This is a genomic window from Mesorhizobium sp. Cs1299R1N1 (assembly GCF_037179655.1).
In the GTDB taxonomy this organism is placed as follows: Bacteria; Pseudomonadota; Alphaproteobacteria; order Rhizobiales; family Rhizobiaceae; genus Mesorhizobium; species Mesorhizobium salmacidum.
Window position 1 is genome coordinate 32,775 of the sequence record NZ_JAPYKR010000018.1, and the last position, 15,816, is coordinate 48,590.

The 15,816-nt window shown below is 61.2% G+C and carries 10 protein-coding genes and 1 pseudogene; 8 read left to right on the forward strand and 3 right to left on the reverse strand.

What is annotated here, in order from left to right:
* Positions 1–82 precede the first annotated feature (82 nt).
* Entirely contained in the window at positions 83–367 is a 285-nt protein-coding gene (locus tag O7A70_RS29360; RefSeq protein ID WP_337143459.1) for a hypothetical protein, read from the reverse strand.
* Positions 368–1,454: 1,087 nt separating this feature from the next.
* On the opposite strand from O7A70_RS29360, the gene O7A70_RS29365 reads away from it, so the two are divergent.
* Together O7A70_RS29365 and O7A70_RS29370 are read left to right on the forward strand one after the other, a co-directional pair.
* Positions 1,455–1,673 carry an alkylphosphonate utilization protein gene (locus O7A70_RS29365; protein ID WP_337143460.1) on the forward strand — a complete coding sequence of 73 codons (219 nt, stop codon included), beginning with the start codon at positions 1,455–1,457 and terminating at the stop codon, positions 1,671–1,673.
* Positions 1,674–1,938: 265 nt separating this feature from the next.
* The gene (locus O7A70_RS29370) at positions 1,939–2,214 is read left to right on the forward strand and encodes a hypothetical protein (RefSeq protein WP_027143995.1); all 276 of its coding nucleotides are present in this window, start codon (positions 1,939–1,941) and stop codon (positions 2,212–2,214) included.
* 157 nt (positions 2,215–2,371) lie between these two features.
* Here O7A70_RS29370 and O7A70_RS29375 read toward each other — a convergent pair whose 3' ends face one another.
* Positions 2,372–2,779 (reverse strand): lysozyme inhibitor LprI family protein, encoded by a 408-nt coding sequence (locus tag O7A70_RS29375; RefSeq protein WP_337143461.1) that lies wholly within the window; start codon positions 2,777–2,779, stop codon positions 2,372–2,374.
* 471 nt (positions 2,780–3,250) lie between these two features.
* Between O7A70_RS29375 and O7A70_RS29380 the strand changes: the two genes are divergently transcribed.
* The gene (locus tag O7A70_RS29380) at positions 3,251–4,285 is read left to right on the forward strand and encodes a YihY/virulence factor BrkB family protein (protein WP_337143462.1); all 1,035 of its coding nucleotides are present in this window, start codon (positions 3,251–3,253) and stop codon (positions 4,283–4,285) included.
* Positions 4,286–4,727: 442 nt separating this feature from the next.
* Here the strand turns inward: O7A70_RS29380 and O7A70_RS29385 are convergent, their stop codons facing one another.
* The gene (locus O7A70_RS29385; RefSeq protein WP_337143463.1) at positions 4,728–6,038 is read right to left on the reverse strand and encodes a site-specific integrase; all 1,311 of its coding nucleotides are present in this window, start codon (positions 6,036–6,038) and stop codon (positions 4,728–4,730) included.
* 698 nt (positions 6,039–6,736) lie between these two features.
* Here O7A70_RS29385 and O7A70_RS29390 point away from each other — a divergent pair.
* From O7A70_RS29390 to O7A70_RS29410, 5 genes and pseudogenes are all read left to right on the forward strand, one after another.
* Positions 6,737–7,699 (forward strand): ArdC family protein, encoded by a 963-nt coding sequence (locus O7A70_RS29390; RefSeq protein WP_337143464.1) that lies wholly within the window; start codon positions 6,737–6,739, stop codon positions 7,697–7,699.
* Complete coding sequence (locus tag O7A70_RS29395) at positions 7,677–7,874, forward strand: DUF2958 domain-containing protein (protein WP_337143520.1); 198 nt, start codon at positions 7,677–7,679, stop codon at positions 7,872–7,874. Before O7A70_RS29390 ends, O7A70_RS29395 begins: the two co-directional genes overlap by 23 nt.
* Positions 7,875–8,128: 254 nt before the next feature.
* Positions 8,129–10,261, forward strand: coding sequence for a ParB/RepB/Spo0J family partition protein (locus tag O7A70_RS29400; RefSeq protein ID WP_337143465.1), 2,133 nt, complete (start codon positions 8,129–8,131; stop codon positions 10,259–10,261).
* Positions 10,262–10,424: 163 nt separating this feature from the next.
* Positions 10,425–14,744 (forward strand): annotated as a pseudogene (locus O7A70_RS29405) (strawberry notch-like NTP hydrolase domain-containing protein).
* On the forward strand, positions 14,744–15,805 hold the full coding sequence (locus O7A70_RS29410; RefSeq protein ID WP_337143466.1) for a DUF7146 domain-containing protein: 1,062 nt from the start codon (positions 14,744–14,746) through the stop codon (positions 15,803–15,805). The pseudogene O7A70_RS29405 and the gene O7A70_RS29410 overlap by 1 nt, the downstream one beginning before the upstream one ends.
* The last annotated feature ends 11 nt before the right edge of the window (positions 15,806–15,816 follow it).

Consider the following 15,816-nt stretch of genomic DNA (forward strand, 5'->3'; position numbering starts at 1 on the left):
ATGACGAGATCTCAGAATTGGCCCCGTTCTCTTTCGCACCTGGTGGCCAGGCTTGATCGAGAGCCGGGCCACCAGTCGGCGATCAGTAGCCGCTGTTTTCCATCACCACCGGGTGATGATGACGGTGATGGGTGGAGACGGAGCCGGTGACAACAACGGTATTCCGATGGTGATGCCGGCGGCCATTGTCGTAGAACGCGATCTGTCCATGGTGACGGTGATGAAGGCGCTGGCCCTCCTCATTGATGATCTTGACATGGTTATGATGTCGATGATGGGTCTTGATGACAACGTCAGTCTGGGCGGCCGATGCCAAAGCAGGGAACCCCAGCGATAGCGCCAAAGCGCAGATGGCCACTGTTTTCATTGCAATTTCTCCATTGCCTTTGTTAGCCCTTCGTTGGATACAACTGCCGCTGATCCCTTTGGTTCCGGGCTTCCCGGGACAGCTGGGACGTGCGGTAAATCGAAGGGCTGGCTATCGGATCGCGCGACCAGACCTGGAGAAAAATCGCAATATTTGGCGACGGACTCCCATGAGTCCTCACCCAGGATGGCCCCGACATCGCCTTTTCTACAATTACGGTTGGTTCTCCCGGGCAGCCACGCTGCCGCATCGTCCATCGTCCGCGCGGGCAGGCCAGCGCAACTGCTGCTGTCAGGACCAATCTGTCTCTGTCCCACAAAAGCAGTTCGCTTGGCTATTTCGAGATCCTGTCAGGCGGCGGAACATTAGATAAGCCTAATGGTTTTATCTCCACAGCAGGCATCGCGGTTTGAGGTCCGCTGAAGATCAGCAGGCAAAGGCTGATCGGCCCGCGTCCTCCGCCAGAGGCGCGGGCTCACCAGGCAACAGGAGAGAGATCATGAACAATATCATTTGGCTCATAGGAGCGGTGGTCATCGTGATAGCGATATTGAGCTTTTTCGGCCTCCGCTAGGCGGCGTGCACCGTGCCCTGGCGGGTGACTGTTGGAGGAGCCAGGCGCGTTATTGCCCATGTTCGGCAGCACGTCCTGCTTTTAGAATTTCGATGCTGCGCAAGCCGCGCAGGCGGATGACGCTTTTGTCCTTGAGGCGGATGAAGACCCGCGACACAGTGATGGTAAGGGCGCTAGTCTAGTTCGATATCGGGTCTCCCTTAATGTGCCCAGCTCGTGGGTGCATGCACCGAACGCGGCCTTGGCGTAGCCATTTCGTGATTTCTGGCAGCGCCGGTTCGATCGCAGGAAACAGGGAATGAGGCCGGGCGCCGTTTTGAGCGAAGGGATGGCTCGGATTTCCTGATCCGGCCGTTGGCTATCGTCTCGAGATCGATGGCCGCTTCGTGCTTAAAGGCACCTCGACCGGATCGACGCTTCCGGTAGATGGATTTCGATGGAATGGAAGCAAAACAGGGACTGATTTCCGCCTGCGGCGACGTGTTCCGTATCTAAAGAAAAAGGACTGGGAAGATGGTTGAGAAGGCTAAGGATAGCAACGGCGCTGCACTGAACGACGGTGACTCGGTGACGTTGATCAAGGATCTGAAGGTGAAGGGCACATCAGAAACGCTCAAGCGCGGCACGATGGTCAAAAATATCCGCCTTACCGAAAATCCAGAAGAAATCGAATGCAACACGAGGCAGGTGAAGGGTCTTGTCCTGAAAACTGCGTTCCTGAAGAAGGCATGAGCCTCTCCTCGCTCCAGACCTATCCTTTGGTGCCGGATTTTGTGCGCTCATCCATCTTTTCGCAAAGGACGGCCAGGGTGCGCCGCGCATTCCAGCAAAGTTTTGGGGGAAATTGCCTTTTCCGCAATGCCGTTCCTAGGATGTGATCGACTTGCGAAGCGACACCCCAACATTCGCCGTTTTTTAGATGTTGCTTATATAGCGTTAGAAACCGCACCTGATCGCAAACGACGGTCGGGGCACAAAAATAGGGAAGGATAATTTCATGAGCTTCAAAACTGCCTGTTTAGGCGCACTTGCTTTCACGATTGTTGGCGGCGCGGCGCTTGCCGGCGCGCTCGATGAACCCAAGATGATGGCCCCGTTCTTCACCGACGCGAGCATGAAGACGATGAAGCCGGACGCCGATATGAAAAAGGCCTGGGCTGCGATGGCCAAGGCTGATCAGGACAAGATGATGAAGGAATGCAACGACGCGGCGATGAGCAAGCCTCATGCTCAGTTCTGCGAGAAATTGAAGGCACTTGGCGGCTCCAAATAGGCCATCGCCTTTGCCAACAACCTTGTGGCGGGTTATGCCCCGCCACCAGGCGCACCGCATCAGGCGAATCCAAAACGGCTTTTTTGGACGAAATTGTGCCGCAAAACCCAGCGAGTTTCTGGTTCCCGCTGCATTGTGATCAAACCAATTGTGGGCGTCAGTTCGCTGTTGGAACGGGGCAGCTCGCATCGCCTTCCTGGCAATTCAGGTAACCCTCGAAATTCTTGACACGGGATTGCGTCAAGCTGTCCATGCACATCGAGATAAGCATCGGAGCCATGCTTCCTCCAGCCACCCCCGCAGTCTGGAATTGGCACTCCGCATCGCGAAATTTAACCCAGCCCTGCTGCGCTTGAACGAGAAGCTTCTTGGCATCCGCGTCGTCCTTGAGGCGGGTTTCGATCTGCTTGTAGAGCTCGTTTAGCTTCTTGTCCGATTTCTTGAACGAAGCATCGGCGCACTGGTTCATGGTGACCTGATCCTTGGCGTCGGCGCATTTGTCCTTGGCAGAGGCAAAACCCGGCATGGCCAGAACCACGGCGGCAGTCAGAATTGCGGTTTTCATCGATTGTCCTCCTGTTTGCCTGTGGGCGTCATCTCATTCCGAAACGGTTCCGGCGAAGCAGCTGGCCAGCTTTTTTCGATCTTTGCAACGCTACCGCGTGTTCCGCTGGTCGATCGCGTGAGCGATTTTCGCGGCGTTGAGGAGATGCTCCCGCAGGGGCCGCCGCCCACGCACCAGCACTTGAGAGCCCGATCAAATGCTCTCGTCGTTCGCATCTGTGCCGGTGGCACCGAAGCAGTGATCTTGCGATGCCGGCACAAACAGCAGGCGTCAATGTGCTGACCTTTCCTTCGAGCCGGCCTTGGGAACGCGGAGTTACGTCGCGAGTTGAAGCAAAGGGAGGATCGTGAGTGAAGCGCGTGGAATTGTGGACGGAGTCATGGTGACGAAGGTCATAATCCGTCCGCAAGATTGTCCGCCGGTGATGCGGCGAACTCTCCAGCCGAGTTGCGAAAAGTCTTGAGGCTAACAATGTCACGGTCGCTGATTGCGTTTTGGCACCTGCTGAGCGAGAGCATCCGCGGCTTCGTCGACGACAATTGCTTGAGCCACGGGGCGGCGATGGCTTTCTATGCGACCACTTCGCTCGCTCCAATCCTGCTGATCGTTGTTGCCATCGCCGGTCTGGGCTTCGGGAACGATGCCGCTCAGGTCGCGTTGTCGGCACAGATTTCAGGCGTCATGGGTCCTCAAAGTGCCGACCTGCTGCAAGCAACGATCGAAAGCGCCTCCCAGAGAACCGCAGGGACCTTGGCGACGATCTTGGGCTTGATCACTCTGTTTGTCACCGCATCCGGGGTGTTCGGAGAGATGCAGCTTTCACTGAACCAGATGTGGAAAGTGCCACCCGCCGGATTTTCCATTTCGCGCTTGGTGCGGGCTCGCGCGGCAAGTCTGGGCTTGGTGGGAGCGCTGGGCTTTCTACTTCTGGTCTCGCTGGTTGCGAGCGCGGCGATATCGGCGCTTGCCCAAGTGATCAACGCTCACCTGCCTTTTGGCGAGTTTATCCTCGCTACCATAAATACCATCGTCTCCTTTGTTCTGATCGCACTGATGTTTGCTGCCATCTACAAAGTTCTGCCGGACCGTTCACTCGAATGGCGTGATGTGGGCGCCGGCGCCGTGATCACGGCGCTTCTGTTCACCATCGGAAAGTCGTTGATCGGCTGGTATATTGGCACAAGCGCGGTCGCCTCCTCATATGGCGCTGCCGGGGCGCTGCTTGTGGTGCTGCTGTGGGTCTACTACTCATCGGAGGTCTTTCTACTCGGCGCGGAAATTACCCGCGCCTATTCGATCCGGCATGGCAGCCGGGCCGATCTGGCGGAAATCATCCATTCGCGGGCGCCGCCGGCAACAGGCATCAAACATGATCGAAAGGTATCGGAGAAAGAGATAGTTGGCTGGATCGTTTTCAGCAGCTTGGTCACAGCCCTGATTTCTATCGCGCCCTATCTCAAGAAGTCGGCTCTTCGCCACGGCAACGATCAAGGCACTGATAAATGATGCCTCGATTCGCAAAGCCATGCTCGGCTCTCGAAAGGGTCGGGTGCGCCCGGAGCCTCGCCGACCCGGCTCGTCAGACGTGGAAGACCCGGTACCATTCGACCAACCGGCCTAACTCCTCGATGACAGAGGTGCGGTGGCGGTAGCCGATGCCGCTTGCAGCGTGAAGTGTCGGCGAAGATGTCGGCATGGCGCCTGCCTGCAGCGGATTTCGACCGCGGCGGGGCGTGCGCCCGCTGGCGGGGACGCGCCACGTAGACACATAGCTATTTCTGTCGGGATATCTGTGGGGTAGCCATCGTCGCGGCGCTAACCCATTGTTGTTTCTGGTCGGAGTGGCAGGATTTGAACCTGCGACCCCCTCGTCCCGAACGGGCGGGTTGGCCAGCAAAAGCCCGGATTTCCGCCATTTCTGATGGCGTCTGAAGGCCAATGTTCACGTTTATTTCCGGTATATCTGTGGGGTAACTGTGGGGTAGGCGGAAATGTTCTCTTTCTGTGCCGCGTGCATACTGACTGTGTTTTTTGGCATGTGTGGCAAGCGTGACTTGGAGACGATTGCCTCGGCGGCTTGGGCCTGAAAATCGGGGTGGTGATGGCCATAAGTCTGAATGAGCACTTGGACACTCATGCCCAGGTATCCCGCCGCCGCCCAGGGGTCGGAACCCCGCTGCATTAGCCAGGTCGCGGCCGTGTGGCGGAAGACGTGCGGGGTGATGTCGGTCCGGAAGACGCGCCGGACGCTACCTTGCGGTGTCGCAACCTCTTCATACCAGCCCAGTCCGGCCGTCTCGACCACCGAGCGGAAGGCCTTCTTGATCGACTGCACCGGTTTGCCGTTCCACTCAACTACGAAGTCATGGGCGATCATGCGGCCAATGCTGGCGCTTTTTCCTCGGCCCTTGGTCTTGATTTCCAGCGGTGTGCTCGCCCAGCGGCGCACATGTGCCACGAGGCGATCAGGCAACCTGACGGGTGGCTGCCGCTTTTTGGTCTCGCGGCGACCGTTGGCGCGGCGGTAGAAAACGCCGCGTTCGATGTCGACATATCCCGCACCTTCTGTCCGCCGGACGGCCGCGCCGCAGACCGCGGCGGAGCGCGTGCCGGTATAGAGAGCGACAAGGATGAAGCGCGCGACGTGGCGTGCGGTGCGACGATCGCTTGGCCGGCCCTTCCACGACTGGCGCATGCCCCACGCGGCGCGAAGCAGGGCGGCTGCCTCGTCGCGGGTCAGCCAGCGGTCGCGCGGTGCTGCTTTCGCGGGCAGCACAATTGCTGGCGCAGAAGTTACGTAGCCTTCGCGGTGATAGTTGTTCAGCGCCGCTCGTAGATCCTCCAACTGACGCCTGGCGGCAGCGCCGTTGCCGTGGGCCTTGGCGTAATCGCGGCACATTTTGCCATCGATGTCGCCGATCTTTGTGTCGCCAAACCACGTTAGCACAACGATCAGCCGGTCGGCGGTTTCTTTCGGCTTGGCGTGCGACGGCGCGACGTCGGTAAGGTATACGTTTACGGCGTCAGCTACCGGGACCGTGGTGGGATCACGACCGCGCTCGCGGGCCGGCCGGTACTTTTCCGTGATGTGACTGGCGAGACGCTTTTCAGCGCGTTCGCGGTCGCCAGTGCCGCCACAAGCGCTGATGAAGGTTGCGCCATCGCGGATGAACCAGCCGGCTGCGCTGCGCAGCTTTCCGTCCGCCCTTCTGCTTTCGGCGCGCCAGACGAGGCGCGCCCCTTTCGACGTCCGCGGCATAGCTCTCTCATTTTTGCGATCGCTGCCAAAGTGACGTATTCCTTGCCTGCGATCAACTCTGTCTGAAGACGGTCAGCATCTCGCTCTTTTCGCAGACCTGCCGCACCCATGGAGCCGTCGGGAAAGGCGATTTCGGCAGCTACGTTGAGCCGTAGCGGCGTATGGTCGTCCACCTGCTCTTGGATCGTCATGGCTTGCCTTTCCGCAGGCGCAGAAGAATTAAGCTGCGCTCGACTGTTTGAGGACCTGCGATGGTCCGACACCGGTCAGTAAGCCGCTTGATCGCGTGGTCTGGCCGGCCCCGTATCAGGCAGTTGACTGCGGCTGCCGGACAATCTCTTTTCGACCCTTGGTGGGTAGGAACCGGGCCGAGAAGACTTCTCACCGCAAGGCGATTATCTGGCCGGAAATGTAAGGATATGAGAGCGATCTGTGAACGGCATCAAATCGCTCGTGCGGTGATTGGGACCCTCTGGCGTTAAAAACGGCGGGCCTGCCATGATGTGCGGGCAATCTCGCGAAGCGTCGTGTGCAAGCTAGTCAGGCCTTCGGCTCATGAGGTGCCTCGGAGGTGGGGCTGCCCTCCTGCTGCGGATACCCGTTCTTCGAAAATTGAGAGTGAGAGTGCCAGCGGGGTTTTTCCGTGACGGGTTGAAAGCCGGAGGAGAGGCCTCCGGCGCCCGTCGCGGAGAACCGCGATGTCTTATCAAAGCAATCTAGCCCGCGCAGTTGCCGACCGGACCAACCTCTATGAAGACATTACCAACAAGATCATCGCCGCGTTGGAGGCAGGTCGATTCCCTTGGGTCCAGCCGTGGGGGACTGCTGCCGCAAAAGCGCCCTTGTGCTTGCCGAAGAACGCCAGCACCGGCAGACACTATACCGGGATCAACGTGCTCATCCTCTGGGGCGCCGTCATCGAGCGCGCCTATCGGACGCAAAGCTGGCTAACCTTCCGACAGGCACAAGTGCTCGGCGGGAATGTTAGGAAAGGCGAGCGTGGCACCACCGTCATCTATGCTGATTGCTTTATCTCGGACGATGAGAAGAAGCGCGCCAGCGAGACGGGCAAAGATGCCAGGGCGGTTCCGTTCCTCAAGCGCTTCACTGTCTTCAACATCGAACAATGTGAAGGTTTGTCCGAGGAGACGGAAGTTTTGCCTCCAATCCCGGACGCCCGATTGATCGAGCCTCGGCTCAAGGCTCTGATCAAAAGCACCGGCATCGACTTCCGTATCGGTGGGAACAATGCCTTTTATGTGCCGGCCCGCGACTATGTTCAGGTGCCGCCTCCGCAAGCCTATTTCGAGCCGATCGACTGGCATCGCACGGCGCTCCATGAGCTTGGTCATGCCACGGGTCATGCCTCACGCCTCGCTCGCGATTTCTCCGGCTCCTTCGGGACGAAGAAATATGCGTTTGAGGAACTCGTGGCCGAGATCAACGCAGCCTTCTGCTGTGCTGCGCTCGGCATCGTGCCCACAGTACGCCATGCCGACCATATCGGCTCCTGGCTCGAGGTGCTGCGTGAAGACAATCGGGCCATCGTGCGCGCCGCCAGCCAGGCTCGCAAGGCGGCCGACTGGCTTCTGGGCCATTTGACCGAGGATACCGTGCTGCCGAATGAAACGGATGCGGATGCCGACAGGAGAGCGGCATGATCCTCTCAGACCTGCGCGAGCAGCTTCTTGCCAGGGGCGCAACCGTGGTGCTGAGCACGTCCCGCTCGTCCGCTTCTTCAATCGCCTCGGCGCCGGAACCTGGCTCGTTACTGAACTCGACGATGCTGGCGGTACCTGTTCGGGCTGGCCGATCTGTCCCGAGCTCTGCTCGTAGTCGGTCCGACTGCCATTTGGTATGGCGATCGGACGCGATCTCTCTTTCGTCGGCGGTAGCTCGATCGCGCTCTGTTCCGAGGCTGCCCGCGTCAGTGGAAGCATCCCGGAGGCCGAAGCATCTTCCGCGGTGCTGCCAACGGGCAGCGCTGGGATGAATCGACCCGAAGCGAGGAGAGGAAGAGGATTGAGGGGATCTCGTGACGGGTTCAGGACCGAGAGAGAGGCTCTCGGCGCCCGTCGAGGAGAAACCCGATGGCCACTGCCATTCAAAAGATTACCCTGTCGCCCTCGCGTGACATTCCCTTCAACAAGCTGGTTCTCGCCCAGACCAATGTCCGGCGCATCAAGGCCGGCGTCTCGATCGAGGACCTGGCAGCCTCCATCGCTCGGCGCGGCCTGATCCAAGGCATCCACGTCCGTCCCGTTCTCGATGCCGATGGCCGGGAGACCGGCATGTTCGAGGTGCCGGCCGGTGGCCGCCGCTACCGCGCCCTGGAAATGCTCGTGAAGCAGAAGCTGTTAGCCAAGACTGCGCCCGTTCCTTGTGTTGTCGGAAACTCTTCCAGCGCGGTTCTCTCGGAGGAAGTGTCGCTGGCAGAGAACCTGGATCGGGCTCCGCTCCATCCCTTGGATGCATATCACGCCTTCAAGGAAATGCGTGACAAGGGCATGTCGGAGGAGGAGATTGCTGCAGCCTTCTTCATCTCGGTCAACATCGTCAAGCAACGTCTCAGGCTCACCGCCGTGTCGCCGGCGCTCCTCGACATCTATGCCGAAGATGGCATGACGATCGCTCAGCTCGAAGCCTTCTCGGTCAGCAATGACCATGTACGGCAAGAGCAGGTCTGGGAGGCAGTCAAGAACAGCTGGTCGAAAGAGCCATACCAGATCCGCCGCATGCTGACCGAGAACACCGTCCGTGCCTCCGACAAGCGAGCCGTCTTCGTGGGTCTCGACGCGTATGAGGCAGCAGGTGGCGAAGTGCTGCGCGACCTGTTCCAGTCGGACGATGGCGGGTGGTTGCAGGATGTACCCTTGCTCGATCGTCTCCTCACCGAGAAGCTTCAGGTCATGGCCGACGAAATCGCCAATGAAGGCTGGAAATGGATCGAAGTCGCGTTGAGCTTCCCCTATGGCGCGGCGCGCGGCTTGCGCGAACTCAATGGGACGCCGGTCGACCTCTCCGACGAGGAACAGGCGACGCTCGACGCACTTCGCGATGAGTTCGACAAGCTGCAGAAGGAATATGAAGAGGCCGACGAGTTGCCGGACGAGGTCGACCAGCGGTTTGGTGAGCTTGAAACCGCCATCAGGGCGTTTGAGGCGCGCCCCGTCCGATTCGATCCGGCCGACGTCGCGCGCGCCGGAGTCTTCATCAGTGTGGATACGAACGGGTCGCTTCTCGTCGAACGCGGGTTTGTGAAGCCGGAAGATGAAGTCCCCGTTGCGTCCGAGGGCGACAACGATCGCAGCGTCGAGGCAGGCAATAAATCAGTGGCGGCGGGTTCGGTCCAGCGATCCGTCATCACCACCGGTGGCCAGTCGACCGGGCCGGGGGATGACGAGGAGGATGGCATCAAGCCGTTGCCGGATCGCCTGATCATGGAGTTGACGGCCGAGCGTACGCTGGCGCTGCGCGACAAACTCGCAAATGATCCGGCGACCGCGTTCCTGGCCGTGCTGCACAAGTTCGTCCGTGACGTCTTCTCTCGATACAACTCGCAAGGCGCGGCGATGGACGTCTGTGTCCGTGCCACGGTCTTCCCGGCCCAGTCTCCCGAGCTTCGCGACACACCTTACGCACGCGCGATCGATGGCCGGCATAAAGCCTGGGAGACCCGTCTTCCGAGTGATGTCACCGAGCTTTGGAATGCGCTTGCGGCTCTCACAGCCGCCGAGCAGGCTGAGTTGTTCGCGCATTGCGCATCGTTCGGCGTGAACGCTCTCTACGAAAGGGCCGATCGCTACGGCAACGGCGCGATTTCCGCCCATGGCGTGCAGCAGCGACTTACCGAGGCCGATCACCTGGCCCGCGCAGTCGGGCTCGACATGGCCGATGCGGGCTGGCGGCCGACGGTCGGTAACTATCTTGGTCGCGTCACCAAGGCACGTATTCTCGAAGCCGTGCGCGAGGGTGAAGGCGAGCGCGCCGCCCAGCTGATCGACCACCTCAAGAAAGGCGACATGGCCAACGAGGCGGAGCGGCTCCTCGCCGACAGCGGCTGGTTGCCTGAACCGCTGCAGCTTGCAGATATCAATGTCGAAGCGGTCGATTCCTGCTCGGACAATAAAGACGAAGAGCTGCCCGAATTCCTCGCGGGTGACGGCGACGACGACGGATTGTTCGAAGACGAGAAGGGAGATCAAGTCGAGATCGCCGAATAGGCTCGACTTCTCTCCAGATTAGATTGCCCGGCACTCGCAGGAGCGCCGGGCTTTTTTACGTCCGGTGTCAGAGTGAGAGTCCGGCCGCGACGGGTTTGAGCCCGTCCGGTCAGAGAGAGCGCCGGCGGGCTTTCCCGTTGTCGCTCTCCCGAGGGCCTTCTCGATGACCGTTTTGTTTCCGACAGCGACTGTCAATCCAGCCGCGTCTGCTTCCCTGGCTTCCGACCCGGCCGCTGCCATACACGCGGCGGCCCTGCTTCTCCTTCCCAGTTTCGAATGCGGTCGGCGTATCCAAACAGCCGATTTGCGCGCCGCAATGGAAGCGGCATTCAGTCGGTCCGACGCTACCGGCGCCTGGGACTGGAAGGCCGCCTATGATGCCTGCGAGGCGGCGACCGTCCTCTTTCTTCGCAAGTATGGAAGATCGCTTCTACACAAAGCCGGATCTCCGGCTTGCGCTTTGCCGCTCTTGGGGCGGATTGCCAACCTCTTGCCCACCCAGACGCGTCGCTCGGAGGAGAGCCAGACGTTCCAGCAGTTTTCGACTCCGATCCCGCTGGGTCTCGCTGCTGTCACCGCGGCGGCCATCACCTCGGCGGATCGGGTGCTCGAGCCGTCGGCCGGCACTGGCCTGCTCGCCATCCTTGCCGAGGTCGCCGGCGGTTCGCTCGTTTTGAACGAACTCGCCGAGATCAGAGCCGGCCTTTTGTCCACCCTCTTTCCGGCCCTCACGGTCACCCGGTTCGACGCTGCCCAGATCCACGACCACCTCGATCCGGCGATCATGCCGACCGTTGTGTTGATGAACCCGCCATTCTCGGTGCTCGCCAATGTCGAAGGTCGCGTGGGCGATGCAGCCTATCGCCATATCGGCTCGGCGCTCGCTCGGCTCGCCGATGGTGGTCGCCTGGTCACGATCACCGGTGCGAACTTTGGGCCGGAGACACCTGCCTGGCGTGACGCCTTCATTCGCCTGCAGGAGCGTAGCCGCGTCGTTTTCACCGCTACGATCGGCGGCTCGGTCTATGCCAAGCATGGCACGACGATCGAGACGCGGCTGACGGTCATCGACAAGCTGGCTGCTGGCGATCCTTCTCGCTTTCCGGCGTCTCCCGGTCGTGCACCAGACGTCGCGACGCTGCTCGGCTGGGTAGACTAACATGTGCCTGCACGGCTGCCGTTCCCTGATCCGGTCAACGTCTTGCCCGCCAAAGCCACATCCCGGACGGTGCGCCGCTATCTCGCGCGCCATGCCGCTGCGCCGGCTCGTCCGGAACGTTCCGAACTCGCCTGCGTCGAGCTCGACTACGAGACGGTGGACTGGACGCCTGACGAAGGAGCCCGGCTGACCGACGCGATTTATGAGGAATACGGATTGCAGACGATCCGCATTCCAGGCTCCCAGGCGCATCCAACCAAGCTCGTGCAATCCGCCGCCATGGCCTCCGTCGCGCCGCCCAGGCCTAGTTATCGGCCGACGCTCCCCACCGACATTCTGACGTCACTTTCAGATGCGCAACTCGAGACGCTCATCCTCGCCGGTGAGGCCCATGCGGGTTTCCTCGTCGGATCGTGGACCGTCGACGATACGTTCGACATCATCAAAGCCGTGCCGGAGGACGCGGAGCGGTCTGTGCGCTTCCGGCGTGGTTTCTTCATCGGAGACGGCACCGGGGTCGGTAAGGGTCGGCAAGCGGCGAGTATCGTGCTCGACAACTGGCTGCACGGCCGCCGCAAGGCGGTGTGGATCTCCAAGTCCGACAAGTTGCTCGAGGACGCCCAGCGCGATTGGTCGGCACTCGGCATGGAGCGTCTGCTCGTCACCCCGCTTTCGCGCTTTCCTCAAGGCCGTCCTATCACGCTGCCGGAAGGCATCCTGTTCACAACCTATGCCACGCTGCGCTCCGATGATCGAGGCGAGAAGGTTTCGCGCGTCAAGCAGATCGTCGAATGGTTGGGCTCCGATTTCGAAGGAGTGATCATTTTCGACGAAGCCCATGCCATGCAGAATGCCGGCGGCGGCAAGGGAGAACGCGGTGATGTCGCCCCATCTCAGCAGGGCCGCGCCGGCCTGCGTTTGCAGCACGCTCTGCCATGTGCCCGTGTCGTGTATGTCTCCGCGACCGGCGCCACGGCGGTCCACAATCTCGCCTATGCCCAGCGACTTGGCCTGTGGGGCGGTGAGGACCTGCCATTCGCCACTCGGGCGGAATTCGTCGAAGCGATAGAAGCGGGCGGCGTGGCTGCTATGGAGGTGCTCGCCCGGGACCTTCGTGCCCTCGGTCTCTACACGGCGCGCTCGCTGTCTTTCGACGGCGTCGAATATGAGCTGGTCGAGCACGAGCTGACGCCCGAGCAACGGCGCATCTACGATGCCTATGCCGGCGCCTTTGCCGTCATTCACAACCATCTCGATGCGGCCATGCAAGCCGCTAACATCACCGGAGACAGCGGCACGCTGAACCGCCAGGCCAAGTCAGCCGCGCGCTCGGCCTTCGAGAGCGCCAAGCAGCGCTTCTTCGGTCATCTGCTGACATCGATGAAGACGCCGACGCTGATCCGCTCGATCGATCAGGATCTCGACGCCGGACATTCGGCTGTCATCCAGATCGTCTCCACCGGTGAGGCACTGATGGAACGCAGGCTGGCCGAGGTCCCGACGGAAGAGTGGAGTGATGTTCGCGTCGACATCACGCCACGCGAATATGTGCTCGACTACCTCGCCCATTCCTTCCCGGTCCAGCTCTACGAGCCCTTCACCGATTCCGACGGCAATCTGTCGTCCAGGCCCGCCTTCCGCGACGGCCAACCTGTCGAAAGCCGTGAGGCGGTCGCGCGCCGCACCGCCCTGATCGAGAAGCTCGCCAGCCTGCCAGCGGTGCCCGGCGCGCTGGACCAGATCGTCCAGCGCTTCGGAACGGACATCGTGGCGGAAGTGACGGGGAGATCGCGGCGGATCGTTCGGAAGGACGAAAGGCTCATGGTTGAGAGCCGCGCGGCCTCGGCCAATCTTGCCGAGACGCAGGCCTTCATGGATGACGTCAAACGTGTTCTCGTCTTTAGCGATGCTGGCGGGACAGGACGCAGCTACCACGCCGACCTGTCGTCGCGGAACATGCGGCTTCGCGTCCACTATCTGCTTGAGCCGGGCTGGAAAGCCGACAGCGCAATCCAGGGTCTTGGCCGCACGCACAGGACCAATCAGGCGCAGCCGCCGCTTTTTCGACCCATCGCGACCAATGTGAAAGCGGAAAAGCGCTTCCTCTCCACCATCGCCCGCCGCCTCGATACGCTGGGCGCCATCACGCGCGGCCAGCGCCAGACCGGCGGACAAGGTCTGTTCCGGCCAGAGGACAATCTGGAATCGCATTATGCGCGCGATGCGCTGCGCCAACTTTATCTGCTGATCGTACGCGGCAGGGTGAAGGGCTGTTCCCTACAGCAATTCCAGGAGACGACCGGCCTGAAGCTCATGGATGACAACGGCATAAAGGATGACCTGCCGCCGATCACCACCTTCCTCAACCGGCTGCTGGCACTCACCATCGAAATGCAAGACGTCCTGTTCGCGGCCTTCGAGCAACTGCTCACCGCCAAGGTGGAGGGTGCCATCGCTGCCGGCATCCATGAGGTCGGGCTGGAGACGCTGCAGGCAGAGAGCTTCGTCGTCACCGACCGGCGGACGATCTACACCCACCCCGGCACCGGCGCCGAAACGCAACTCCTCACCATTGCCCAGCGCCAGCGCAACCGACCGATGTCGTTCGAGGACGCTGTCGCCCATTGCGATGATCCGCGTGCCGTTCTGCTCATCAACGAACGCTCAGCGCGCGCTGCCGTGCAGATTCCAGCGCCATCGCTCATGCTCGACGATGGCGAGGTGGAACGGCGCGTTCGCCTGATCCGTCCGATGGAGCAACACCATGCTTCCCTCCGTATGATAGAGGAAAGTCGTTGGACCGAGGCGGATCGCGACACCTTCGCGACGGCCTGGGATGCGGAGCTCGCCAAGGTCCCGGCGTTCTCCGATTCGACTATCCACGTCGTCGCTGGCTTGTTGCTGCCGATCTGGAAGCGACTCCCGAATGAGACCAGCCGTGTCTACCGGCTCCAGACCGATGACGGCGAGCGCATCATCGGCCGTATGGTCTCGGCGGCTTGGGCCGCTGGCGCGCTGGCAATTGGTGTTAGTACGCTGACGGCGGACGACGCCTTCAGCGCCTTGATCGATGGCCGCACTACGCTCGACCTCGCCGAAGGACTTCATCTGCGGCGCGTCCGCGTGATGGGTGCCAACCGCATCGAGCTTTCGGGCTTCACCGACGCGATGCGCGAGCGGCTCTCGGCTTACGGGCTTTTTCACGAGATCATAACCTGGAGACTACGCATGTTCGTTCCCGCCGATGCCGCGGGACCGGTCATTCTTGCGAAAGTCCTCGAGCGCTATCCGGTGCAGCGCATCAGCGAGAGAGAGGCGGCCTGATGCCCCGTCTGGATGCTTCCGAACTGGCATCTCGTCTCGGTCAGCGGGCCGAGACGGTGTGCAGCCACTATCTCTTCAACGGTCATCGCGAGGGCCGCTACTGGCTGGTCGGCGATGTGCGCAATACGCCTGGGCGGTCAATGTTCGTCCGGCTGAAAGGGCCGGAGTCCGGCAAGGGCGCGGCTGGGAAATGGACCGACGCCGCGACTGGCGAGCACGGCGATCTGCTCGACGTCATTCGGGAGTCGCGTGGCTTGGTCGACTTCCAGGACGTCGCCGACGAGGCGCGCAGTTTTTTGTCGATGCCCCAACCGACGCCAGATCCCACTGAAGGCACGATGCGTTCAGTTCCTGCTCCTTCGGGATCTGTCGAAGCGGCGAGGCGGCTTGTTTCCATGTCGCAGCCGATCTCGCGAACGCTCGTGGAGACCTATTTGCGTGGACGCAGCATAACGGCCCTGCACGAAACCGGATGTCTTCGGTTCCATCCACACTGCTACTACCGACCCGACGGGTACGCGCCGACCGAGACCTGGCCGGCGATGATTGCGGCCGTTACCGATCTGGCAGGCAGACTTACGGGCGCGCACCGTACCTGGCTGGATCCGAGTGGTTTCAGCGAGGCCCGCCTCGGCAGAGCGCCGATCGGCACGCCCAGGCGGGCCATGGGCGATCTGCTTGGGCACGCGGTGCGCTTCGGGGCCGTCAGCGATGTGATGGCAGCCGGTGAAGGCATCGAGACCATCCTGTCACAACGTTCGGCGCTGCCGTCCATGCCGGTGGTCGCAGCCCTGTCGGCAGCACATCTGTCCGCCGTCCTGTTTCCAGACACGCTGCGTCGTCTCTACATCGCCAGCGACAATGATCCGGCAGGTGATGGCGCGGTGGCGGCCCTTATCCAACGTGCCAACTCCGCGGGGATCGAAGCGATCGTGCTGAAGCCTCGACTCGGCGATTTCAACGAGGATCTGCGTCTGCTCGGTCTTGATGTCCTCAGGGCGATCCTTCGGGTTCAGATCGCACCGCAGGACGTTGACCGGTTCGCAGCATTGGCGGTCTGACCGGGAAGAAT

Bases quoted from the DNA above. Each gene is read 5' to 3' on its own strand.
- O7A70_RS29360 (WP_337143459.1), bottom strand. From the start codon at position 367: ATGAAAACAGTGGCCATCTGCGCTTTGGCGCTATCGCTGGGGTTCCCT.
- O7A70_RS29365 (WP_337143460.1), top strand. From the start codon at position 1,455: ATGGTTGAGAAGGCTAAGGATAGCAACGGCGCTGCACTGAACGACGGT.
- O7A70_RS29370 (WP_027143995.1), top strand. From the start codon at position 1,939: ATGAGCTTCAAAACTGCCTGTTTAGGCGCACTTGCTTTCACGATTGTT.
- O7A70_RS29375 (WP_337143461.1), bottom strand. From the start codon at position 2,779: ATGAAAACCGCAATTCTGACTGCCGCCGTGGTTCTGGCCATGCCGGGT.
- O7A70_RS29380 (WP_337143462.1), top strand. From the start codon at position 3,251: ATGTCACGGTCGCTGATTGCGTTTTGGCACCTGCTGAGCGAGAGCATC.
- O7A70_RS29385 (WP_337143463.1), bottom strand. From the start codon at position 6,038: ATGCCGCGGACGTCGAAAGGGGCGCGCCTCGTCTGGCGCGCCGAAAGC.
- O7A70_RS29390 (WP_337143464.1), top strand. From the start codon at position 6,737: ATGTCTTATCAAAGCAATCTAGCCCGCGCAGTTGCCGACCGGACCAAC.
- O7A70_RS29395 (WP_337143520.1), top strand. From the start codon at position 7,677: ATGCCGACAGGAGAGCGGCATGATCCTCTCAGACCTGCGCGAGCAGCT.
- O7A70_RS29400 (WP_337143465.1), top strand. From the start codon at position 8,129: ATGGCCACTGCCATTCAAAAGATTACCCTGTCGCCCTCGCGTGACATT.
- O7A70_RS29410 (WP_337143466.1), top strand. From the start codon at position 14,744: ATGCCCCGTCTGGATGCTTCCGAACTGGCATCTCGTCTCGGTCAGCGG.